This is a genomic window from Marinitenerispora sediminis (assembly GCF_003336425.1).
Lineage (GTDB): Bacteria > Actinomycetota > Actinomycetes > Streptosporangiales > Streptosporangiaceae > Marinitenerispora > Marinitenerispora sediminis.
Genome location: NZ_QEIO01000117.1, coordinates 1 through 17908, shown reverse-complemented (window position 1 = coordinate 17908; position 17908 = coordinate 1). Strand labels below are relative to the sequence as shown.

The 17908-nt window shown below is 77.9% G+C and carries 12 protein-coding genes; 5 read left to right on the top strand and 7 right to left on the bottom strand.

The window, feature by feature from the left end; translation table 11 throughout:
• Positions 1 to 349: 349 nt before the first annotated feature.
• The 5 genes from DEF28_RS19885 to DEF28_RS19865 form a co-directional block, all read right to left on the bottom strand.
• Positions 350 to 772, bottom strand: a complete 423-nt coding sequence (locus tag DEF28_RS19885) for a spore-associated protein (RefSeq protein ID WP_114398547.1) — start codon at positions 770 to 772, stop codon at positions 350 to 352.
• A 40-nt stretch (positions 773 to 812) separates the two neighbouring features.
• Positions 813 to 3113 (bottom strand): DUF3488 and transglutaminase-like domain-containing protein, encoded by a 2301-nt coding sequence (locus DEF28_RS19880; protein ID WP_114398546.1) that lies wholly within the window; start codon positions 3111 to 3113, stop codon positions 813 to 815.
• A 919-nt stretch (positions 3114 to 4032) separates the two neighbouring features.
• The gene (locus tag DEF28_RS19875; RefSeq protein ID WP_114398566.1) at positions 4033 to 5151 is read right to left on the bottom strand and encodes a DUF58 domain-containing protein; all 1119 of its coding nucleotides are present in this window, start codon (positions 5149 to 5151) and stop codon (positions 4033 to 4035) included.
• Positions 5152 to 5192: 41 nt separating this feature from the next.
• Positions 5193 to 6209 carry an AAA family ATPase gene (locus DEF28_RS19870; protein ID WP_233515423.1) on the bottom strand — a complete coding sequence of 339 codons (1017 nt, stop codon included), beginning with the start codon at positions 6207 to 6209 and terminating at the stop codon, positions 5193 to 5195.
• A 55-nt stretch (positions 6210 to 6264) separates the two neighbouring features.
• A complete protein-coding gene (locus DEF28_RS19865) occupies positions 6265 to 8433 on the bottom strand; it encodes a fibronectin type III domain-containing protein (RefSeq protein WP_233515422.1) in 2169 nt (722 codons plus the stop codon).
• 612 nt (positions 8434 to 9045) lie between these two features.
• Between DEF28_RS19865 and DEF28_RS19860 the strand changes: the two genes are divergently transcribed.
• The 5 genes from DEF28_RS19860 (at position 9046) to DEF28_RS19840 (ending at position 14877) form a co-directional block, all read left to right on the top strand.
• Positions 9046 to 10197: a polyprenyl synthetase family protein gene (locus DEF28_RS19860; protein ID WP_114398544.1), complete on the top strand. Its 1152-nt coding sequence runs from the start codon at positions 9046 to 9048 to the stop codon at positions 10195 to 10197.
• Between the two features lie 451 nt (positions 10198 to 10648).
• Positions 10649 to 12130, top strand: coding sequence for a phytoene desaturase family protein (gene crtI / locus DEF28_RS19855; RefSeq protein WP_114398543.1), 1482 nt, complete (start codon positions 10649 to 10651; stop codon positions 12128 to 12130).
• A complete protein-coding gene (locus tag DEF28_RS19850) occupies positions 12130 to 13092 on the top strand; it encodes a phytoene/squalene synthase family protein (protein ID WP_114398542.1) in 963 nt (320 codons plus the stop codon). Before crtI ends, DEF28_RS19850 begins: the two co-directional genes overlap by 1 nt.
• Positions 13093 to 13172: 80 nt before the next feature.
• On the top strand, positions 13173 to 14192 hold the full coding sequence (locus tag DEF28_RS19845; RefSeq protein ID WP_114398541.1) for a DUF5914 domain-containing protein: 1020 nt from the start codon (positions 13173 to 13175) through the stop codon (positions 14190 to 14192).
• Between the two features lie 271 nt (positions 14193 to 14463).
• Positions 14464 to 14877 (top strand): pyridoxamine 5'-phosphate oxidase family protein, encoded by a 414-nt coding sequence (locus DEF28_RS19840; protein WP_114398564.1) that lies wholly within the window; start codon positions 14464 to 14466, stop codon positions 14875 to 14877.
• Between the two features lie 464 nt (positions 14878 to 15341).
• Here the strand turns inward: DEF28_RS19840 and DEF28_RS19835 are convergent, their stop codons facing one another.
• Positions 15342 to 16913 (bottom strand): FAD-dependent oxidoreductase, encoded by a 1572-nt coding sequence (locus DEF28_RS19835; RefSeq protein ID WP_114398540.1) that lies wholly within the window; start codon positions 16911 to 16913, stop codon positions 15342 to 15344.
• Entirely contained in the window at positions 16910 to 17689 is a 780-nt protein-coding gene (locus DEF28_RS19830; protein ID WP_114398539.1) for a methyltransferase domain-containing protein, read from the bottom strand. Before DEF28_RS19830 ends, DEF28_RS19835 begins: the two co-directional genes overlap by 4 nt.
• Positions 17690 to 17908 lie beyond the last annotated feature (219 nt).

Genomic DNA, 17908 nt, shown 5'->3' with positions numbered 1-17908 from the left:
GCGCCCGCCGCGACATCACGGCGACCATCCCCCAGCCCACCGACCAGCGCGAGAACCGCCCCCAGGCGCGGATCGGCGAGCGGGCGGGCGCCCTCCGGCCTTCGACCGGGCCGCCTACCGCGGCCGCACCAGCGCCGAGAGATCGACCAACCTGCTCAAGCAGAACCATGCGGTCGCGACCAGGTACGGCACGAGGACCGCGGCCGATGACGCAACCGCCCAGGTCCCCTCCACCCGCATCCGGCTACACGACCTCACCCGCTCAACAAACACGGCCGAGGACCCCGGCGCCGGCCGCGACTGGGCGGCGACAGCGCGCGCGGCGCTCCTGCGGCCGGGGCGGGCCGTGTCACGCGCCGCAGTTGGTCTCGCGGACGGTGATCGAGCGGTCGCCGATCGCGCCGCTCCAGTCGACGCAGATGCCGGCGGCCTGCAGGTAGACCGGCCCGGCGTACTGGGCGAAGCTGCCGTGGTCCCACGTGGCGGTCGAGCTGTCACCGGCGTGCCGGAGCCCGACGTCCATGTAGACGGCGCCGCCGGAACCGCTCCGCAGCGTGACGGCGCAGTTCTCGCCGCTGCCGTTGTTGTACAGCAGGTAGACGGTGCCGGCGCCGTTCGGCAGCGCCTGGGAGTTGACGACGCCGAATCCGGTGCCGCACAACCCCTCGGGGGTCGCGCCCTGGGCGGCGCTCGCCGACGACAGCACGGTCGCGGAGATCAGGGCGGTGACCACCCCGGCTGCCGCCGTCCATCTCGTCCTGACAGTTCGCACGGTCACTCCTTCGCGGGGGAGGGGCGGGGAACGGGCCGGCTCACGGCGCCCGCCAGAACAGGGGGCGCGGATCCAGCCACCAGGTCAGTCGGCGGAGTCGGCGCTGCCCGGCCCGCAGCTCCGCCAGGTAGCCGCGCGTGTCGGCCACGATGCGGGCGGCGGCGTCGGCGGTGAGCCAGCCGGTCGCCGCGAAGCCGACGATGTTGACGGCGTGGGCCAGTTCGCGCAGCCGGTGTCCCGAGCCGGCGGTGGGCGGCAGCAGGTCGACGGCCAGGGCCACCGTCTCGGCGGCCGTGCTGGATACCGGCACGGGCGCTCCGGCGAGCCGCACCCCGTCGCGCAGCTCCCGCCAGGCGCCGAGCACGCGGTCGCCGGGATCGGGAGCCGCGAGCCGGCGGTGCGTCCGCAGCCGCCGCAGGGCCGGCACGCCCACGAGGGCGAGCCCGGCCAGGCCGAGCACGACACCGGCCACCGCGGCGGCGAGCACACCCCAGCGGGGGCCGGCCGCGTCGCCGGCAGCGGACGTCGCGGGCTCGTCGTCCTCCGGCGGGTCGGGGGTGCTCTCCGGCTCGGCCGGGTCCGACGCCTCGGCCGACTGGGGCTCCGGGGCGGTGGAGCCGCCCGGCTCCTCGCCGCCGGGAGTGACGTCGAACGGCACCCAGCCGAACCCGGACAGATACACCTCGCCCCACGCGACGGCGTCACCGGAGTAGACGCGGAACTCGTTCTCGCCGGTGGCATCGCCGGGGCCGAAGCCGACGACGACGCGGCTCGGCAGCCCCGCCGCGCGGGCGAGCACCGCGAACGCGCTCGCGAACTGCTCCGACGTGCCGCCGCCGCCGTCCTCACCGGGCGGCACCAGCAGGTTGGCGAGATTGGCGTAGCCATGCCCGCCCGGCACCTCCGGGTCGAAGGTGTAGGTCTCGCGCAGGTAGCCGGCGATCGCCTCAGCCCGCGCGTGCGGCGGCCCGCTCGCCGCGATCTCCGCCGCGATCTCGGTGACGAGGGCGGGCGCTCCGGCGGGCAGTTGCCGGTACCGGTCCAGCGCCGTGTCCGACGGTACGCGCGCGTCCGCCATCTCCGCCGCCCGCCAGTGGCCGACCTCGCCGGTCACCGCGTAGCTGCGCCCCGCCGCGGGCCCGTCCAGCGCCGCCACGGTCCCGGAGACCGCGTCGAAGCCGATGCCGGGGGCGTCGATCGCGCGCGGGGCGCCCGGCACCGGCAGCCAGTCGCCGGGCAGCTCCTCGCCCACCGCGATCTCCACGGCGGCCTCCGTGGCGTTCGGCGGCGGGGGCACCGGTGCGGGCAGCGCGGTCCCGGCCGACCGGTATCCGCTCTCCGGCAGCCAGGTCGTCCCGGTGAAGTCGCCGAGCGCGACCCAGCGCAGCCGGGTCGGCTCGTCCGCCCGGACGGTGAGCAGCGGCTGGTCGGGCTCGGCCGCCCACTCCGGCAGGTAGCTGAGCGGGTTCAGCGCCGGCGCGGGCGGAGTGGGCGGCTCCAGCGCCGAGCGGGGGTCATGCGGGCGGGCCTGCCATCCGGAGACGGTCAGCGGCCCGGCGACCGTGGTCAGCAGCACCGCCAGCAGGGCGAGCCCGGCCGCGCCCAGCACCCGCGCCAGCGTCGATCCGCGGGTCGCCGCCGTCCCGCCGCCCGGCGCCGACAGGCTCACCCGGACGGCGCCGCCGCCCCGCGCGTCCCGCACCTTCGTCCCGGAGACCGCGAACAGCCCCGCGGCGGCGGCAGCCAGCAACCCGGCGGCCGGGTACGCGGGCGGCGCGACCGGCCCGTTCAGCACCACCGCGCCGACGAGGAGCAGCACCGCGGGCAGGAGCGCCACGGCCGTGCGCCGCCCGTGCCACATCAGGGCCGCCGCCGCGCCGGCCAGCCAGGTGGCGAGCAGCGGCAGGGTGAGCGTGTCGACGTTGACCGGCGTGGGGGCCGCGCTGGTCAGGATGCGCGCGCCGGAGTGCACCAGTGCGGAGGCCACCTGCTCGACGGAGAACCCGGTGATCGGCGGTCGCCACAGCGCCACCCCGACCACGCCGCCCAGGGCGACGGGAAAGCCGCCCAGCAGCGCCGGCACGGCGCCCGTGCGGGCCGAGAGCAGCAGTGTGACGGCGACGCTCACCGCCGCCGCGGCGCCGAGCACGGCCCGCAGGGCACCGGGTTCGGCGTAGGACGGCGCGAGCGCCACCCCGCCGGCCGCGGTCGCCGCGACGAGGAACAGCGCCCCGGCGAGCGGCCGCACTCCGCCGCGGGGCCGCCGCGCCGCCCCCTCGCCCCGCGCGGACGGGCGCGGCGCCGCGGCCGGCGCCGGGCGTTCCACGGTCACCGCGCCCATGGCACCTCACCCCACTCCGGTTCCGCCGCCCGTGCCATGTGACGCGCACCGGCGGCGGAGCTTGGGACAGCGCGCGGAACACCCACCGCTCCTCGGTCCCGTCGGACCCCGACTGCCCCGGCCCGCACCTCCGCGGGCCGACCGTTCCGTGCGGCGATCCGGGCAGCCGGCGCCGGAGTCCGGCCCGCCGCCATGGCCGCCGGACGCCCAACGGCGAGCCGCCCCGTTCCCGCGCCGCTCGCCGGGGCCGCCGCGCGGCCGTCCGTGCTCGGTGGGAGCAGTGCCGGGCACGTCCCGGTGGTGGGCTCCGCGGCGGCCCGCCGGCCGGCTCCCGCCGCCCGGTGCGGCACGGCCGCTCCCACGAAGTTCCGAGCCGCGCCGCTCCGGCCGCCGTGCCGCAGCGGAGGGTGGTCGCCCGTTCTCAGGATGGCTGGACTGGCCGGTGGTCCTCCAGTGGGGGGACCTCCCGCGCTCCGGCTGCCCGGGACCCTCATCGGGGTGGCGTCCCGTGCCACGGCCGCCTGGCCGTCCGTGCTCGTCAGCACCGCCTCCCGGAACACTCCATCGGCGGGCTCTCCGCAGGCCCGGCGGGGCGGGGCCGGTCGGCGGCACTCCCCAGCCGCCGGCCCACTAGCCCCTCGGCCTGCGCGGGTCGGCGGTTGTCCGGCGAGGCGGTGCCGCGGAGTCCGGTTGCTCGCGGGCGCCGCCGACGTTCCGTCGTCCGCCGCCCGTGCACCGGCCGTCCAGCGCGCACCGGCGGCGGCCGGTGCGGGACGCCGGACGGCCTCGGGCACGGCATCCCCCCGCGCCCCACCAGGGCAGCCGGCGGCGGTGCCCGCTACCGGAGCCGGGCTGGCGTCCATGGCCGGCGCGGGCCCGGCCGCGGGTCGCCCGGTGCCCGTGCCGCTCGTGCCCGCCGCTACCGCGCCCATGGGGCCTCGTTCCACTGCCGGACGAAGTCCGCCGGCGTCGCGGCCGCGAGGACCGTCACCCCCGGGGGAGCGGCCGCGCGGGTGGTGCCCAGCGTGACGGCGACCAGGCCGGGGCAGCAGTCGCGCAGCTCCGCGAACACGCGGAGGTCGCCGTCGGACAGCGCGCCGCCGACCAGGACCACCGTGTCGCCGGCGCGCCGGGTGCGCAGGGTGCGGCAGGCGTGGGCGAGGTCGGCATCGGGGCTCGGCTCGGCCTCGGCGAGCAGGTCGAGCAGGCGCGGGACGCCGGCCGCGCCGTCGCGGGACGGCCCGCTGACCAGCCGGAGGTCGCAGCGCAGTCCCGAGCGGACGGCCGTCACCGCGACGGACGCCGCCGCCTCCGCCACCGCGTCCAGCGTGTCGCGGTCGGCCGCCGAGGCGCGGTCGTCCACGAGCACCGCCAGCCGGGCGTGGGAGGTGTCGATGTACTCGCGGACCACGAGCTTGCCCTGCCGCGCCGAACTGCGCCAGTGCACGTGCCGCAGGTCGTCGCCCAGCACGTAGTCACGCAGGGCGTGGAACGTGAGGTTCCCGCTCCTGGCGCCGTCCAGCACGCCGTCCGGGTCGGCCACCCGGCCGACCGGCAGCGAGCGCAGCGCCGTCCACCGCGGGTGCACCCACACCCGGTCGACACCGCCGTAGCGGCGGTCGGCCGCCGCCAGCCCGAACGGGTCGGAGCGCCGGGCCCGGAGCGGTCCCAGCTCGACGACCCCGCGCCGCTCCGCCGTCAGCCGGTAGCCGACGCCGCCGCCGGCACCCGCCGCGGGCAGGGCCAGTGCCTGCTCCTCCCCGAGGGCGGCGACGCGCTCGGCCAGCCGCGGCAGCCGGCGGCCGTCGGCGCCCAGCGCCAGCTCCACCGGGATCGCGGTCCCCGGCGCGACGCGCGGCGCGGGCAGCGACCGGTGCACGGTGACCCGCCCCGGGGGCCGCGCGAGCAGCACCGCGACGGCGACCACGAGCGGGGCGGCGGCGCCGAGCACGGCCAGCTCTCGGTAGCCCGAGAGCACGCCGAGCACCAGCAGCGCCGCGCCGCAGCCGGCCACCGCCCATCCCCGCGCCGTCGGCATCAGCGCCACCCCGCCGTCGTCCGCGCGCCCCGGGCCGGCACTCAGGCCCCCGTCCGCACCGGCTGCGGCGCTGGCGTGGCGTCGAGGATCTCCGACAGCAGCGTCGCGGCGTCCCGGCCGCCCACCGCCGCCTCGGACGTGAGGACCAGCCGGTGCGCCCACACCGGGACGGCCAGGCGCTTGACGTCCTCGGGCACGACGAAGGGGCGCCCCTCGGCGAGCGCGGCGGTCCGGGCGGCGCCGGTGAGCGCCAGCGTGGCCCGGGTGGACAGGCCCACCCGCAGCTCGGCGTGGTCGCGGGTGGCCTGGGCCAGCCGGAGCACGTACTCGAAGATCGCGTCATGGATGTGCACCCGCCGCGCGGCGGCCGCGAGCCGGGCGATCCCGGCGGTGTCCGTCACGGCGTCGAGGTCCTCCGGCGACGCCAGGCGGTCGCCGCGCAGGACGGCGAGTTCCGCCGCCGAGTCCAGGTAGCCGAGGGAGAGCCGGACGAGGAACCGGTCGAGCTGGGCCTCGGGCAGCCGGTAGGTGCCGTCCATCTCGACCGGGTTCTGCGTCGCCACCACGAGGAAGGGCGCCGGCACCGGGTGCCGCACGCCGTCGACCGTGACGTAGCGCTCCTCCATGACCTCCAGCAGGGCGGCCTGGGTCTTGGGGGAGGCGCGGTTGATCTCGTCGGCGATCACGATCGCGGCGAACACCGGCCCGGGGTGGAACTCGAACGTGTGCTCCGCCTGGTTGAAGACGGTGACCCCGGTGACGTCGGAGGGCAGCAGGTCCGGCGTGAACTGGATGCGCCGCCAGTCCGCGCCGGCGCAGGCCGCGATGGCGCGGGCCAGCGTCGTCTTGCCGACCCCGGGTACGTCCTCCAGCAGGATGTGGCCGTCGGACAGCAGAGCCGTGAGCGCCAGCCGCACGACGTCGGCCTTGCCGAGCACCGTCCGCCGCACGGCGGCCGCGATGCGCTCGAAGTCGGCGGCGTGCGCGGCCACCTCCTCGGCGGTGAGGGGCGGTGCCCCGGTGCGGTCGCCGGGCGCGATGTCGGGCGCGGTGGTCACTGACGGTCCTCTCTCTGCGCGGATGCGGGACGTGCCGGGTCGCACGCCGGTCGGGTCAGCCGAAGTCCAGGACGCAGGACGCCGGGCTGGTGGTGCCGGTCGCGGCGGCCGTCCCGTCGGAGCCGACCGCGTGCACGGTGAACGAGAAGCAGCGGCCCGAGGTGCGCTGGTAGGAGTGCGACGTGCCCGAGACGGTCGCCGTCTCCAGGGATATGGCGCCGTCGCCGCCGGGGGACACACGGTACTGGGCCGCGCCCTCGACCGCGGACCAGGTGACGGCGATCGTCCCGCCCGACACCTGGAAGGACACCTCGGCGGGCGCGCCGAGCTCGGTCTCGGGCAGCGTGAGGGGAGCGCTGCTCGCGGCCTCGCCGCTCACGCCGCCCTCGCCGCGCGCGACCACGCTGAACGTGTAGGTGGAGCCCGGACGCAGCCCGGTCACCTCCACGGAGGTGCCGGTGGACGTGCGGTCGGCGACGTCGGCGGCCGGGTCGGCCTGCGTGCTGACGAGGTAGTCGACGGCGCCGTCCACCGGAGCCCATGTCACGGTGGCCGTCCCGTCGCCGCCGGCTTCGGCGCTCACCCAGTCGGGCGCCGCGGGCGCGCCCCGCGACGGCGTGACCTCGGCCGACTGCGCGGCGGGCCCGGTGCCGTACCGGTTGGTGGCGGTGACCCGGAACCGGTACGCGGTTCCGTTGGCCAGGCCGGTGATCGTCGTGCCGAGCTCGTCACCGCCGACGGTGGTGCGGCCGCCGTCCCAGGTGACGACGTAGCGCTGGACCGGGGCGTCGGGGGAGTAGGCCGCGGACCAGGACAGCGTCACGGAGCCGTCCCCCGCCTCGTGCGAGACGGGGGTGGGGGCGCCCGGGGCCTCGCCGGTCTCCGGCTCCTCGGGTTCCTCTGACTCCTCCGGCTCCGGCCGGGGCGGTGTGCCCGGCCCGGCCGAGGGGAGGCCCGGCAGCGGCAGTCCGCCGTCCTCGCCGTCGCCCTCGGCGGGCGGTGCGGGCGCGTCCGGGCCGGGGTCCGACGCGGGCGGCTCGGCCGCCGGCAGCGGATCGGTGATGCTGCCCGGTTCGGCCGGGTCGCCGCCGGGGCCGGGCGGCGGCGCGTACTTGTCGATGACGCGCGCCCGCCCGGACGGGTCCACAACGACGGCCGACCGGGAGTCCGGGGCGTTGACGAACAGGTGGCCCTCGCGGACCTCCACCTCCAGGTCGCCCTCGGCGTCCGGGACGGTGACAACCTGCTCCTCCACGCCGTCCGGCGCGTAGACGCGCACCAGGCCCTCCTTGGCGAACGGCAGGTAGACCCGTCCCTCGTAGGGCACCGCGGTGCCGGCGTCGCCGAGGTCGACCGTGATGGAGCCCAGCTCGGGCTCGCCGCCCTCGATGCCCGAGAGTGTGAGGATCCGCCCGGCCTCGGGCGACGTCACGGCGAGGAGGTCGCCGGTCGTGCGGTCCGGGACCGTCGCGTCGTCCAGCGGGATCGGCGACGGCACCACCACCGGGTCGCCGGTCCCGGTCACCGCCGTGAGCTCGTCGTCCGACCGGTTCACGGTGAGCGAGCCGCGGTCCAGGGCACTCACGGCGAGGTCGTCACCGGGATCGGCCACCGCGACCGTGCGCGCGACCTCCACCTCGCCCTCGGAGGCCGCGACCCCGGCGACGGTGCCCTGGCTGGGCACGCCCAGCCACAGCGCGCCCTCGTCGTCGAACGCGCCGCCGACCAGGGGAGCGGGCATGCGCACGCGCTCCCCGGTGCTCTGCAGGGTCGCCGGGTCGACCGGCTGGACTTCCCCGGTCCGGCGGTCGATGACCACCGCGGTGTCCTCGCCGAGCGCCAGCGTGAAGTCCCCGTTCCCCCCGAGGTCGACCCGCCCGGAGAACCCCATCCGGTTGAGGTCGATCGCCGTCATCCGCCCGGTGTCGAGGTCGTGCAGGATGAGGTACTGGTCGTTCTGGGTGACCCGGACCCGGTCGCCGGCGGATTCGGGCAGCCGCGAGACGAGATCGACCTGGCCGCTGTGCCCGTTCACCCGGCTGATCTCACCGGTGAGGCTGCTCCACAGCCAGACGTTGCCGTCCGACATCTCGTCCGCGCGCCCGAGCGCCCCGGCGCCGAACACCGTGCAGACGAGCGCGACGGCGAGTACGACCGTGGTGACACCGGACGCGCCCGAGCCTGACCGCAGCCTCCGGGCCGCCGCGACGATGCGCTCTCGCACGGTGCCTCGACTCCTGTTCACCTAGGGCCAGCCGAGCGGGGTGGACTGGCGACGGAGCGGGGTTATGCGGTCCGGAGGCAGTCGGCGGCGGACGCCGGAACCGCGGACCGCGCGTTCGGCCGCCGCGCACCCGGAGGCGTCTCCCTGGGCCCGAGGGCAGCGGCCGACAGGCGTCGCACGGCACGGTCGTCACTCTCCGTGGTCCGGCGGCGGATTCGGTCGCGCCCGAGGGACCTCGCGGGGGGCGAGCGGGGGCGGCGGGATCGGCGCTGTCGGGAGAACGATAGATCGAACGCAGCAAACCAGAACACGCCGCCGGAATCAATGCCCTTCGGTCACGAAACCGTCGCGAATGCGGGGGTCCGCGGCACCGGGTCAGGCGGCCCGCGCGGCCCGCCCCGGGCCGACTTGGGGAAGCAGCGGCGGGTACGACCGCGGTGACGGCGTGTGACGGTGGCGGGTGCGCGCGGCGGCGCGGTGCCGACCGCCGCGCCCGGGCCCACGCACGTTCCGCCCGTCCTCGATGTTTGAACGCCGCCGCTCGCGCTAGCAGCATCCGAGCCGCGGGTGGCGTGCACCCCGGTCACGGCGCGTGCGACTGGGAGGTGCGGCATGCTCCGAGCGAGCTCCGATCCGGCGCCCGCCGACACCGGGCCGCCGGCGGACGACGACCTCGTGGTGCGGCGCGTCCGCGAGCACCTGGCGGACCACCTCGCCGCCCGGGCGCGCGCCGCCGGTGCGGTCGCTCCGCCGTTCGCCGCGACCGTCGTCGACTGGCTGGTCCGGTTCACCGTGGACGGCGGCAAGCGGACGCGGCCGCTCTTCGCGTGGTGGGGGTGGCGCGCCGCGGGCGGGGCCGCGCACGGTCCGGCGGCCACCGCGGCGCTGCGGGCGGCCTCCGCCCTCGAACTGATCCAGTCCTGCGCGCTCGTCCACGACGACGTCATGGACGGTTCGGCGCTGCGCCGCGGCCGGCCCGCCGCACACGCCGCCTTCGCCGCCGAGCACCGCGCCGGCGCGTGGTCGGGTGACGCGCGGCGCTACGGGGAGGCCCTGGCCGTGCTCGTCGGCGACCTGGCGCTGGTGTGGGCCGACGACCTCCTCGACGAGGCCCTCGACGCCCTCGACGCCGCCCTCGGCGAGCCGAGCGCGCGGGTCCGGGTCCGCGAGCCGTGGCGGGCGATGCGGACCGAGATGGTGGCCGGCCAGTTCCTCGACCTCGCCGCCCAGGCCCGCGGGGAGGAGGCGGAGTCCGCGGCCCTGCGGGTGGCGGTGCTCAAGACCGCCGCCTACAGCGTGGAGCGGCCTCTGCACTTCGGTGCCGCGCTCGCCGGGGCGGACCCGGCCCGCGTCGAGGCGCTGCGCGGCTACGGCCGCGACATCGGCACCGCCTTCCAGCTGCGCGACGACCTGCTCGGTGTCTACGGCGATCCGGCCCGGACCGGCAAGCCGGTGGGCGACGACCTGCGCGAGGGCAAGCGCACCCTGCTGCTCGCCGCCGGCCTGCGCCGGGCGCGCGAACGCGGGGACGCCGCCGCCCTGGACACGCTGCGCTCCGCGGTCGGCGACCGAGGTCTCACCGCCGCCGACCTCGCCGCCGTCCGGGTGGTGCTCGACGGCCTCGGCGCCCGCGACGCTGTCGAGGCGCACGTCGACCGGCTGGTCCGGCGCGGCGTCCGCCGGCTCGGCGCGGTGCGGATCGACGCGGCCGCGCGCGACGCGCTCGCCCGGCTCGCGCACCGCGCCGCGGAGCGCGACCAGTGACGCCGCACCGGCCGCGCCCGAGCGTCCCGCGCCGGGTGGTCGGCGGGCGGCACTCTCGGAGGCGTCCCGGCGCGGTCGGCGGTGCTGTCGATGGTGCTGTCGGCGGTGCTGTCGGCGGTGTGGTCGGGGAAGCCCGGGCCGCGCTCCGGAACCGTGGCCGGCTCCGCTGGGCGTCCGGGCGGCCGGACCGGCCGGCCGGCCGACTTCGGCCGGGGTCCGGCCGCCGGATCGGGCCGGGTGGCGGCGAGGTCCCCGGGGACGAGTACGCCAAGCACCGTCCGGGCAGCGGCGGACAGCGGAGCCGGCCCGGCGCGGCTGCCCGCTCCCCGCAGGACTCCGGCTCCGCCGGACGCTCCGCCGGCCCCGGCGCCGGCCGCGGGCCCGGTGGTGCCGCCCGGGACCCCGGAGCCCCCGCCGCGGCCGGGAGAGCGGAGGCGGCATCGTGACGACGATGCGCACGGTGCCCGGCCGCACGGACCACGTCGTGGTGGTCGGGGCGGGCCTGTCCGGGCTGTCCGCCGCGCTGCACCTGCTCGGCGCCGGGCGCGAGGTGACGCTGCTGGAGCGCACGGCCGGGCCCGGCGGCTGCGCCGGGCGGCTCGACGTCGACGGGTTCCGGATCGACACCGGACCCACCGTCCTGACCATGCCGCACCTCCTGGACCAGGCGTTCGCGGCGGTCGGGGAGTCGGCGCGGGAGCGGCTCGACCTCGTCGAGCTGTCCCCCGCCTACCGCGCCGCCTTCGCCGACGGGACGGCGCTGGACGTCCACACCGGCGCCGAGGCCATGGCCGTCGAGGTCGCCCGCGTCGCCGGTCCCCGGGAGGCGGCCGGGTACCTGCGGCTGCGCGGCTGGCTGCGCCGGATGTACGACCTCCAGATGCGCCGGTTCATCGACGCCAACTTCGACTCGCCGCTCGACCTGCTCACCCCCGACCTCGCGCGGCTCGCCGCCCTGGGCGGGTTCGGGCGGCTGGACCGGGCGGTCGGCCGCTTCCTCTCCGACGAGCGCCTGCGGCGGGTCTTCACCTTCCAGTCCCTCTACGCGGGCGTGCCGCCGCACCGCGCGCTCGCGGCCTACGCCGTCATCGCCTACATGGACACCGTCGCCGGCGTGCACTTCCCGCGCGGCGGGATGCGGGCGCTGGGCGAGGCGCTGGCCGGAGCCGCGGAGAAGGCCGGCGCGGACCTGCGCTACCGCACCGCCGCGACGGCGGTGGAGCGCCGCGGCGGCCGGGTGGCGGCGGTGCGCACCGGCGGCGGCGAGCGGATCCCGTGCGACGCCGTCGTCCTGACCGCCGGCCTCACCGCCTGCTACCGCCTGCTCGGCCGCGCGCCGCGCCGGCCGGTGCCGCTGCGCTACGCGCCGTCGGCGGTGGTGCTGCACCTGGGGACCGACCGGACGTGGAGCGGTCTCGCGCACCACACGGTGTCCTTCGGGTCCGCGTGGCGGCTCACGTTCGAGGAGATCACCCGGCAGGGGCGGCTGATGAGCGACCCGTCGCTGCTCATCACCCAGTCCACCGCGACCGACCCGGGGCTCGCGCCGGACGGGCGGCACCTGCTCTCCGTACTCGCCCCCTGCCCGAACCTGCGCACCGGCGGCGGTATCCGGTGGCGGGAGGCGGCCCCGCGCTACCGCGACGCGCTCATCCGCACCCTTGAGCACCGCGGCCTCACCGGCCTCGGCGACGCGGTCGCGGCCGAGCACGTGGTGACCCCGCTCGACTGGGCCGCGTCCGGGCACGCGTACGGCACCCCCTTCGCCCTCGCCCACACGGTCGGCCAGACCGGGCCCTTCCGGCCCCGCAACCTCGTCGCCGGGATCGAGAACGCCGTGCTGGCCGGGGGCGGCACCACCCCCGGCGTGGGCGTGCCGAGCGTCCTGGTCTCGGGTCGGCTCGCGGCCGCGCGGATCACCGGGCGGCCGTGATGCGGGCGGTCGAGGCCGAGCTGGACGCGGCGGGGATCGGCGGCGCCGACCTGCGCGCCGCCTACGCGCGGTGCCGCGCCCTGCACGCGCGGCACGGCCGGACCTACTACCTGGCGACCCGGGTCCTGCCGCCCGACCGGCGGCCGGCGGTCCACGCGCTGTACGGCTTCGCCCGGTGGGTGGACGACGTCGTGGACGGTACGGCGGCGTGCCGGGTCCGCGACCCCGCGGCGGTGGTGGACGCCGTGGCGGCGGAGCTCCGCGCGGCACTGGCCGGCGCGCCCGCCCGGCGCCCGGTGGTCCGGGCCGTCGCCGACACCGCCGCGCGCCACGCCATCGATCCGGAGTACTTCACCGCCTTCATGGCCTCCATGCGCATGGACCTCACCGTCACCGGCTATCCCAGCTACGCGGACCTCCGCCGCTACATGTACGGCTCCGCCGCCGTGATCGGCCTGCAGGTGCTGCCCGTGCTGGGATCGACGGCCCCGCGCGACCACGCGGCCCCCTACGCGGCGGCGCTCGGCGAGGCGTTCCAGCTCACCAACTTCCTGCGCGACGTCGCCGAGGACCTGGACCGCGGGCGGGTCTACCTCCCCGCCGACGTCCTCGCGGCCTACGGCGCCGACCGCGCGCTGCTGCGGCACTGCCGCACCACCCGGCGCCAGGACCGCCGGGTGCGCGCGGCACTGGCCGAGCTGGTCGGCCTGAACCGCGGCGTCTACCGGTCCGCCGAGCCCGGGATCGCGATGCTCGCCCCCGTCGCGCGGCCGTGCGTGGCGACCGCGTTCCGGCTCTACAGCGGCATCCTCGACGAGATCCAGAAGGCCGACTACGACGTCTGGACCCGCAGGCACGCCGTGCCGACGGCGCGCCGCGTCCGCGTGGCGCTGCCCGCGCTCGGGCGCGCGCTCGCGGCCCGGACGGCCGCGAGCCTGCCCACCGGGCGGGCCGGGGCGTGAACCGCCCGTGCCCGCTGGGCGGGCCGGGGCGTGACCGGGTCCGGCCCCGTCCCGAGAGCGCCGTACGGAGGAGGAGCACGATGCCCCTGCCCGATCCCCGTCGCCGGACGCTACTGCGCCGGCTGCCCGACACCGCGTGGGCCCGCCAGCGCCCCACGTGGCGGGCCGCGAAGCCCGACGTGATCGAGTCCGCGCTGAAACGTGCGCTCGGCCGGCCCTCCGGCAACTGGTACGTGCTCGCGGGCAGCGGTGAGGTCCGGCGCGGCCGGCCCTTCGGGCGGACCGTCGCCGGTGTGGAGGTCGTCGCCTGGCGCACGGCCGCCGGCGAGCTGCGCGCCGGCCCGGGCGCGTGCCCCCACCTGGGGGCGCCGCTGTGCCGGGGAGCGGTCGACGGCGACCGGCTCGTCTGCCGCTGGCACGGACTGGCGCTCGACGGGCACGACGGCGCGGTGACCGCCGGCTGGCGGCCCTACCCCGTCCACGACGACGGCGTGCTCGCGTGGGTACGCCTGGACCGCGTCGGCGGGGAGCCGCCCCTCCCGGCGCCGGTGCTCCCCGAGCGCCCGGCCGCGCAGGACCGGATCGCGGCGGTGACCAGCCTGGCCGGCCGGTGCCGCCCGGCGGACGTGGTCGCCAACCGGCTGGACCCGTGGCACGGCTCCTGGTTCCACCCGTACTCCTTCGCCGGCCTGCGCGTCGTGGAGGTGCCCGAGGGAAGCGACCCCGATCCCGACCGCCTCGTCGCCGACGTCGCCTTCCGCGTCACGGACCGCTGGGGCGTCCCGGTGCGCGCCGCCTTCCACTGCCCGGAGCCGCGCACCGTGGTCATGACCATCGTCGAGGGCGAGGGCACCGGCAGCGTGGTGGAGACCCACGCCACCCCCCTCGGGGTGGACGCCGCGGGCGTGCCGCGTACCGCCGTCATCGAGGCCGCGATCGCGTACTCCGACCGGCCGGGCTTCACGATCCTCCGCCGCCTCGCCCCCGCCATCCGCCTCCTCATGGGCGCGGCGGCGCGCCGCCTGTGGCGCGACGACCTCGCCTACGCCGAACGCCGCTACACCCTCGGCACCCGAGCGGGGCGGCCGCCGGAGGGGTGAGCGCTGCGCGGCCGGAGGGGCCGCTCATGCGGGGCAGCGGTTACGGGGATCGTGCCGGCCTCCTGCTCCTCGGGTCGCTGACCCGCGCCCTCCGCGTGCTCACGGACGTGGGGGCGCCGGCTGCGGCACGCCGGTCCCGCTCGGGCGCCTGCGAGAGCGGCCGTTGGAGGGGTGGGCACGGCGGTCGGCGGTCGGCACGGTGCTGCCGCCCGCGCGACCGCCGCCCGGGCCGCTGCTGCCGCCCGTTCCGCGATCGCGGAGAATGCGGTTCATGGGCAATGACTCCGCACGCCTGGCGCTGCCGCCCGACGTCGAGGACCGGATGGCGCGTGAGCGGATCGCGTGGCTGTGCACGCTGCGTCCGGACGGTTCACCGCACGTCACGCCGGTCTGGTACGTGTACCGGGACCTGGTCTGGTGGATCAGCAGCGGGGAGCGCAACGCGAAGGTGCGCAACGTCGCGGCGGACGGCCGGGTTTCACTGGCGCTGGACGGCGGCCTCCACCCGGTCGTGGCGGAGGGCACCGCCACGGTGCACCGCGACGGTTTCCCGCCGGACGTGCTGGCGGCGTTCGCGGAGAAGTACGACGGCTGGGACGCCAGCAAGGTCTGGCCGCCGTTCGGCGCGCGGGTCCTCCTGGAAGTGCCGGTGACGAGATGGCTGCTCGCGGGCACCGCGCAGTAGCCGGCGCCGGGGTCGAGGAGCGGGTCGATGCCGAGCGGACCGGCCCGACGCCGTCAGCCCGCGCGGGGGCCGGATCGGCTGGCGTCCGTCCGCGCGCCGGCTGGCAGGCCCGTGCCGAGAGCCTTCGTCTTGAGGTCCCGGGCGCTGGCTCGCGTGTCGGCTGCCATGGCGCCTTGCCGGTCGTCCGCGCGCGGCCGCGCCCGATCGGTTACGCGGAAGGAGCCGCCGCAGGATGGCCAGCTCACATAGCGGGATGGAGGGGACGCCGGCCCCCGCCGCAGACGACGGCGATGCCAACCGGGCGGCCCGCGTCTGTCCCTCTCACCTCTTCCGGTTCACCGGCCGCTGCGCCGGACCGCTCCGGGCGGCGATGACGCCAGCCACCACCTGTCCAGGTGTTGTCGATCCGGGTCACCGGCCGAGCGGTTCCGGCGGGCGGTTCCCGGCGGACCGCCGTCACCGCGTCACCGCTGCCGCGCGCCGCTCCCGTCCGTTACGCCGGACCCGGAGCGCGCCCACCGGGCCAGGGCACGGGCCGCCGCCGTCCTGCCCTGGCGGGGGACCGTCCACAGCGTGTGGCCGGGCCGCCCCCACCTGTGCAGCAGGGCGTTGGCGGCCAGGAACCCGCTGGTCGCCGCCCGCTCCATCAGCGCCACCGGCAGGTCGACCCGGACGTGGTCGCCGGCGAGCACCAGCCACGGGTCCGGGGTCGCCACGCCGAGCCGGTCCGGGAAACCGCCGGGCGGGAACAGCGGGCAGTCGGCGCGCAGCTCGTGGCGCTCGTCGACGACCCGGGCCCGGGCCGTCTCCGGGTAGACGTCGTGCAGCTGGTCGACCAGGCGCCGGTGTTCCACGGCAGCGGAGCAGCCCTCGGGCAGCGCGTAGCCGTGCAGTTCGACGACCGACCCGCCGGTGCGCCGGGCCCAGTCGGCCGCCTCGTCCTCGAACCGCTCCAGCACGCTGACGTTGTCCAGCGTCGGGTGGCCCGCGGTGCCGAGGAAACCGGGGCGCCCGGGGGCGACCGGGCGGTCCAGCCACAGCCGGCACACCAGGAACGGCGGGGCGTTCGGCAGGCGACCGGCGCCGAGCCGCCAGGCGGGACCGCCGAGGTCCGGCGAGGCGTCGGCCAGCGCGCCCAGTGAGCCGGAGTCCGTGGCGAGGACGACGGCGTCCGCCAGGACCGGGGGCCCGCCGGTTCGGCGCACCCGGAACCGGCGCGGGCCGCCCCGCGATACCGCGGTCACCGCGCACCCCGTGTCGACCCGCACACCGCGGGCGGCCAGGTGGCCGGCCAGTGGGTCCCACAGCGCGCGGGAGAAGGGGGCCGTCGGCACGTCGAAGAGCAGCCCCTCGGCGGAGCCGAGGAAGTACAGGTGGAACATGACGGCCAGTTCGGCGGCCGAGAGGCGGCGCGGATCGGCGAAGAAGCTCCGGGAGAACACCTCGAACGCCAGGTGCCGCGCGCGCTCGGGGAAGCGGACCGTCCGCAGCAACCGCGCCGCGTCGACATGGTCGAGGCGGTGGTAGACGCCGGGCACGTCCACATCCAGGAGCTGGAGCGCGGCCGGGACGTTCACCCCGGCCGCCGCCCGGACCGGGAAGCTCCGGCTGCGGAGCGCGAAGGCGAACGCGTTCCACGGCGGCGTGGCGGGCAGCCCGGCGAATCCGTCGCGGGCCCCGGCCCGGTGCACCACGGGGTACTCGGGCAGCGGCGCCAGCATGCCAAGACCGGGGTCGATGCGGCGCAGGAGCGCCCGCAGGTTGTAGTACTGCCGGAAGAACGCGTGGAAACCCCGGCTCATCGTCACGGTGGAGCCGTCGCGCAGCGTCGTGGGCCAGGCCCGAAGCCGTCCGCCCAGCTGCGGCTCCCGCTCCAGGAGCGTCGTGCGCACGCCGCGCTCGCCCAGCGCCACGGCGGCGGCCAGGCCGGCGATGCCGCCGCCCACGACCACCGCGCGCGGGTCGTCGGCCGGCGGCCCAACCGGCCGGCGCGGCGGCACGCACTCCGCCCGGGGGTCGCGGCCGGGCAGAGTCACGGTGACCCGCCTCCGGATCCCGGTGCGGATCCGCCGACCGGAGCCGCCGCGCTCCCCGGCCGCCGGGCGAGGAACGTGTGCGTGATCCCGCGGGCCCACCCCGGCAGCGGCAGCGCCCGCACGTCCGCCCAGCCCCCGGCGCGCAGCCGGTGCAGCAGCCGGCCGACGCCGTCGAACTCCAGCACGCTGCGCCACAGGTAGCGGTGGAGGGCGGCGCGGCCGGTCAGCAGCCGGCCGGCGGGGATGATGACGCACCAGCACACCGCGGACCACACCCAGCGCGCCGGGCGGGAGTCGGCCACCGAGTACTCGTGCAGCGCCATCCGGCCTCCGGGCCGCAGCAGTGAGCCGAGTACGGCGAGGGTCGCGTCGGGGTCGGGGCAGTTGCGGAGCAGGTAGGCGGCGAACACCGCGTCGGCCGCACCGCCGACCACCGCCGGGGACAGCTCCTCGGCGCGCGCCCGCACGAACCGCACGCGCGGCGGCCACGGCTTGCGGCGGGCCACGGCGAGCATGCCCGCCGAGGCGTCCACCCCCACGATCCGCGCGCGGGGCAGCACCCGGGCCAGCGCGGCGGTCGACGCGCCGGTCCCGCACCCCACGTCCAGCACGAGCAGCCCGGCACCCCCGCGGGGGAGGCCGAGCCGACGCGCCGACCTCCGCAGCCGCCGGTGGTAGCCGGGGTCGGCCGCGACCAGCCGGTCGTACCACGCCGCGGCACGGTCGAACTCGGCGGGGACAGCGCCGTCCCGCCGCGCCTGTGCCGGATTGCGCATGACTCCCCGTTCCTGTCGTCGGGTGCTGCGGCCGTCGCTCCTGCCGGACCGCCTGTGCCGGACCGCCTGTGCCGGATCACCCGCCGCTCCCGGTCCATGTCACCGAGGCGCGGCGGCCTTCGCGTGCGCCATGTCGCCTGGTCCGTGCGGGAGGGCCCGCGACTCCCCGTCCGCGTCGTCGGACGCGGCGGCTTCCGCGTGCGCCATGTCGCCTGGTCC

Bases quoted from the DNA above. Each gene is read 5' to 3' on its own strand.
- DEF28_RS19840 (WP_114398564.1), top strand. From the start codon at position 14,464: ATGGGCAATGACTCCGCACGCCTGGCGCTGCCGCCCGACGTCGAGGAC.
- DEF28_RS19830 (WP_114398539.1), bottom strand. From the start codon at position 17,689: ATGCGCAATCCGGCACAGGCGCGGCGGGACGGCGCTGTCCCCGCCGAG.
- DEF28_RS19875 (WP_114398566.1), bottom strand. From the start codon at position 5,151: ATGCCGACGGCGCGGGGATGGGCGGTGGCCGGCTGCGGCGCGGCGCTG.
- DEF28_RS19850 (WP_114398542.1), top strand. From the start codon at position 12,130: ATGCGGGCGGTCGAGGCCGAGCTGGACGCGGCGGGGATCGGCGGCGCC.
- crtI (WP_114398543.1), top strand. From the start codon at position 10,649: ATGCGCACGGTGCCCGGCCGCACGGACCACGTCGTGGTGGTCGGGGCG.
- DEF28_RS19860 (WP_114398544.1), top strand. From the start codon at position 9,046: ATGCTCCGAGCGAGCTCCGATCCGGCGCCCGCCGACACCGGGCCGCCG.
- DEF28_RS19880 (WP_114398546.1), bottom strand. From the start codon at position 3,113: ATGGGCGCGGTGACCGTGGAACGCCCGGCGCCGGCCGCGGCGCCGCGC.
- DEF28_RS19845 (WP_114398541.1), top strand. From the start codon at position 13,173: ATGCCCCTGCCCGATCCCCGTCGCCGGACGCTACTGCGCCGGCTGCCC.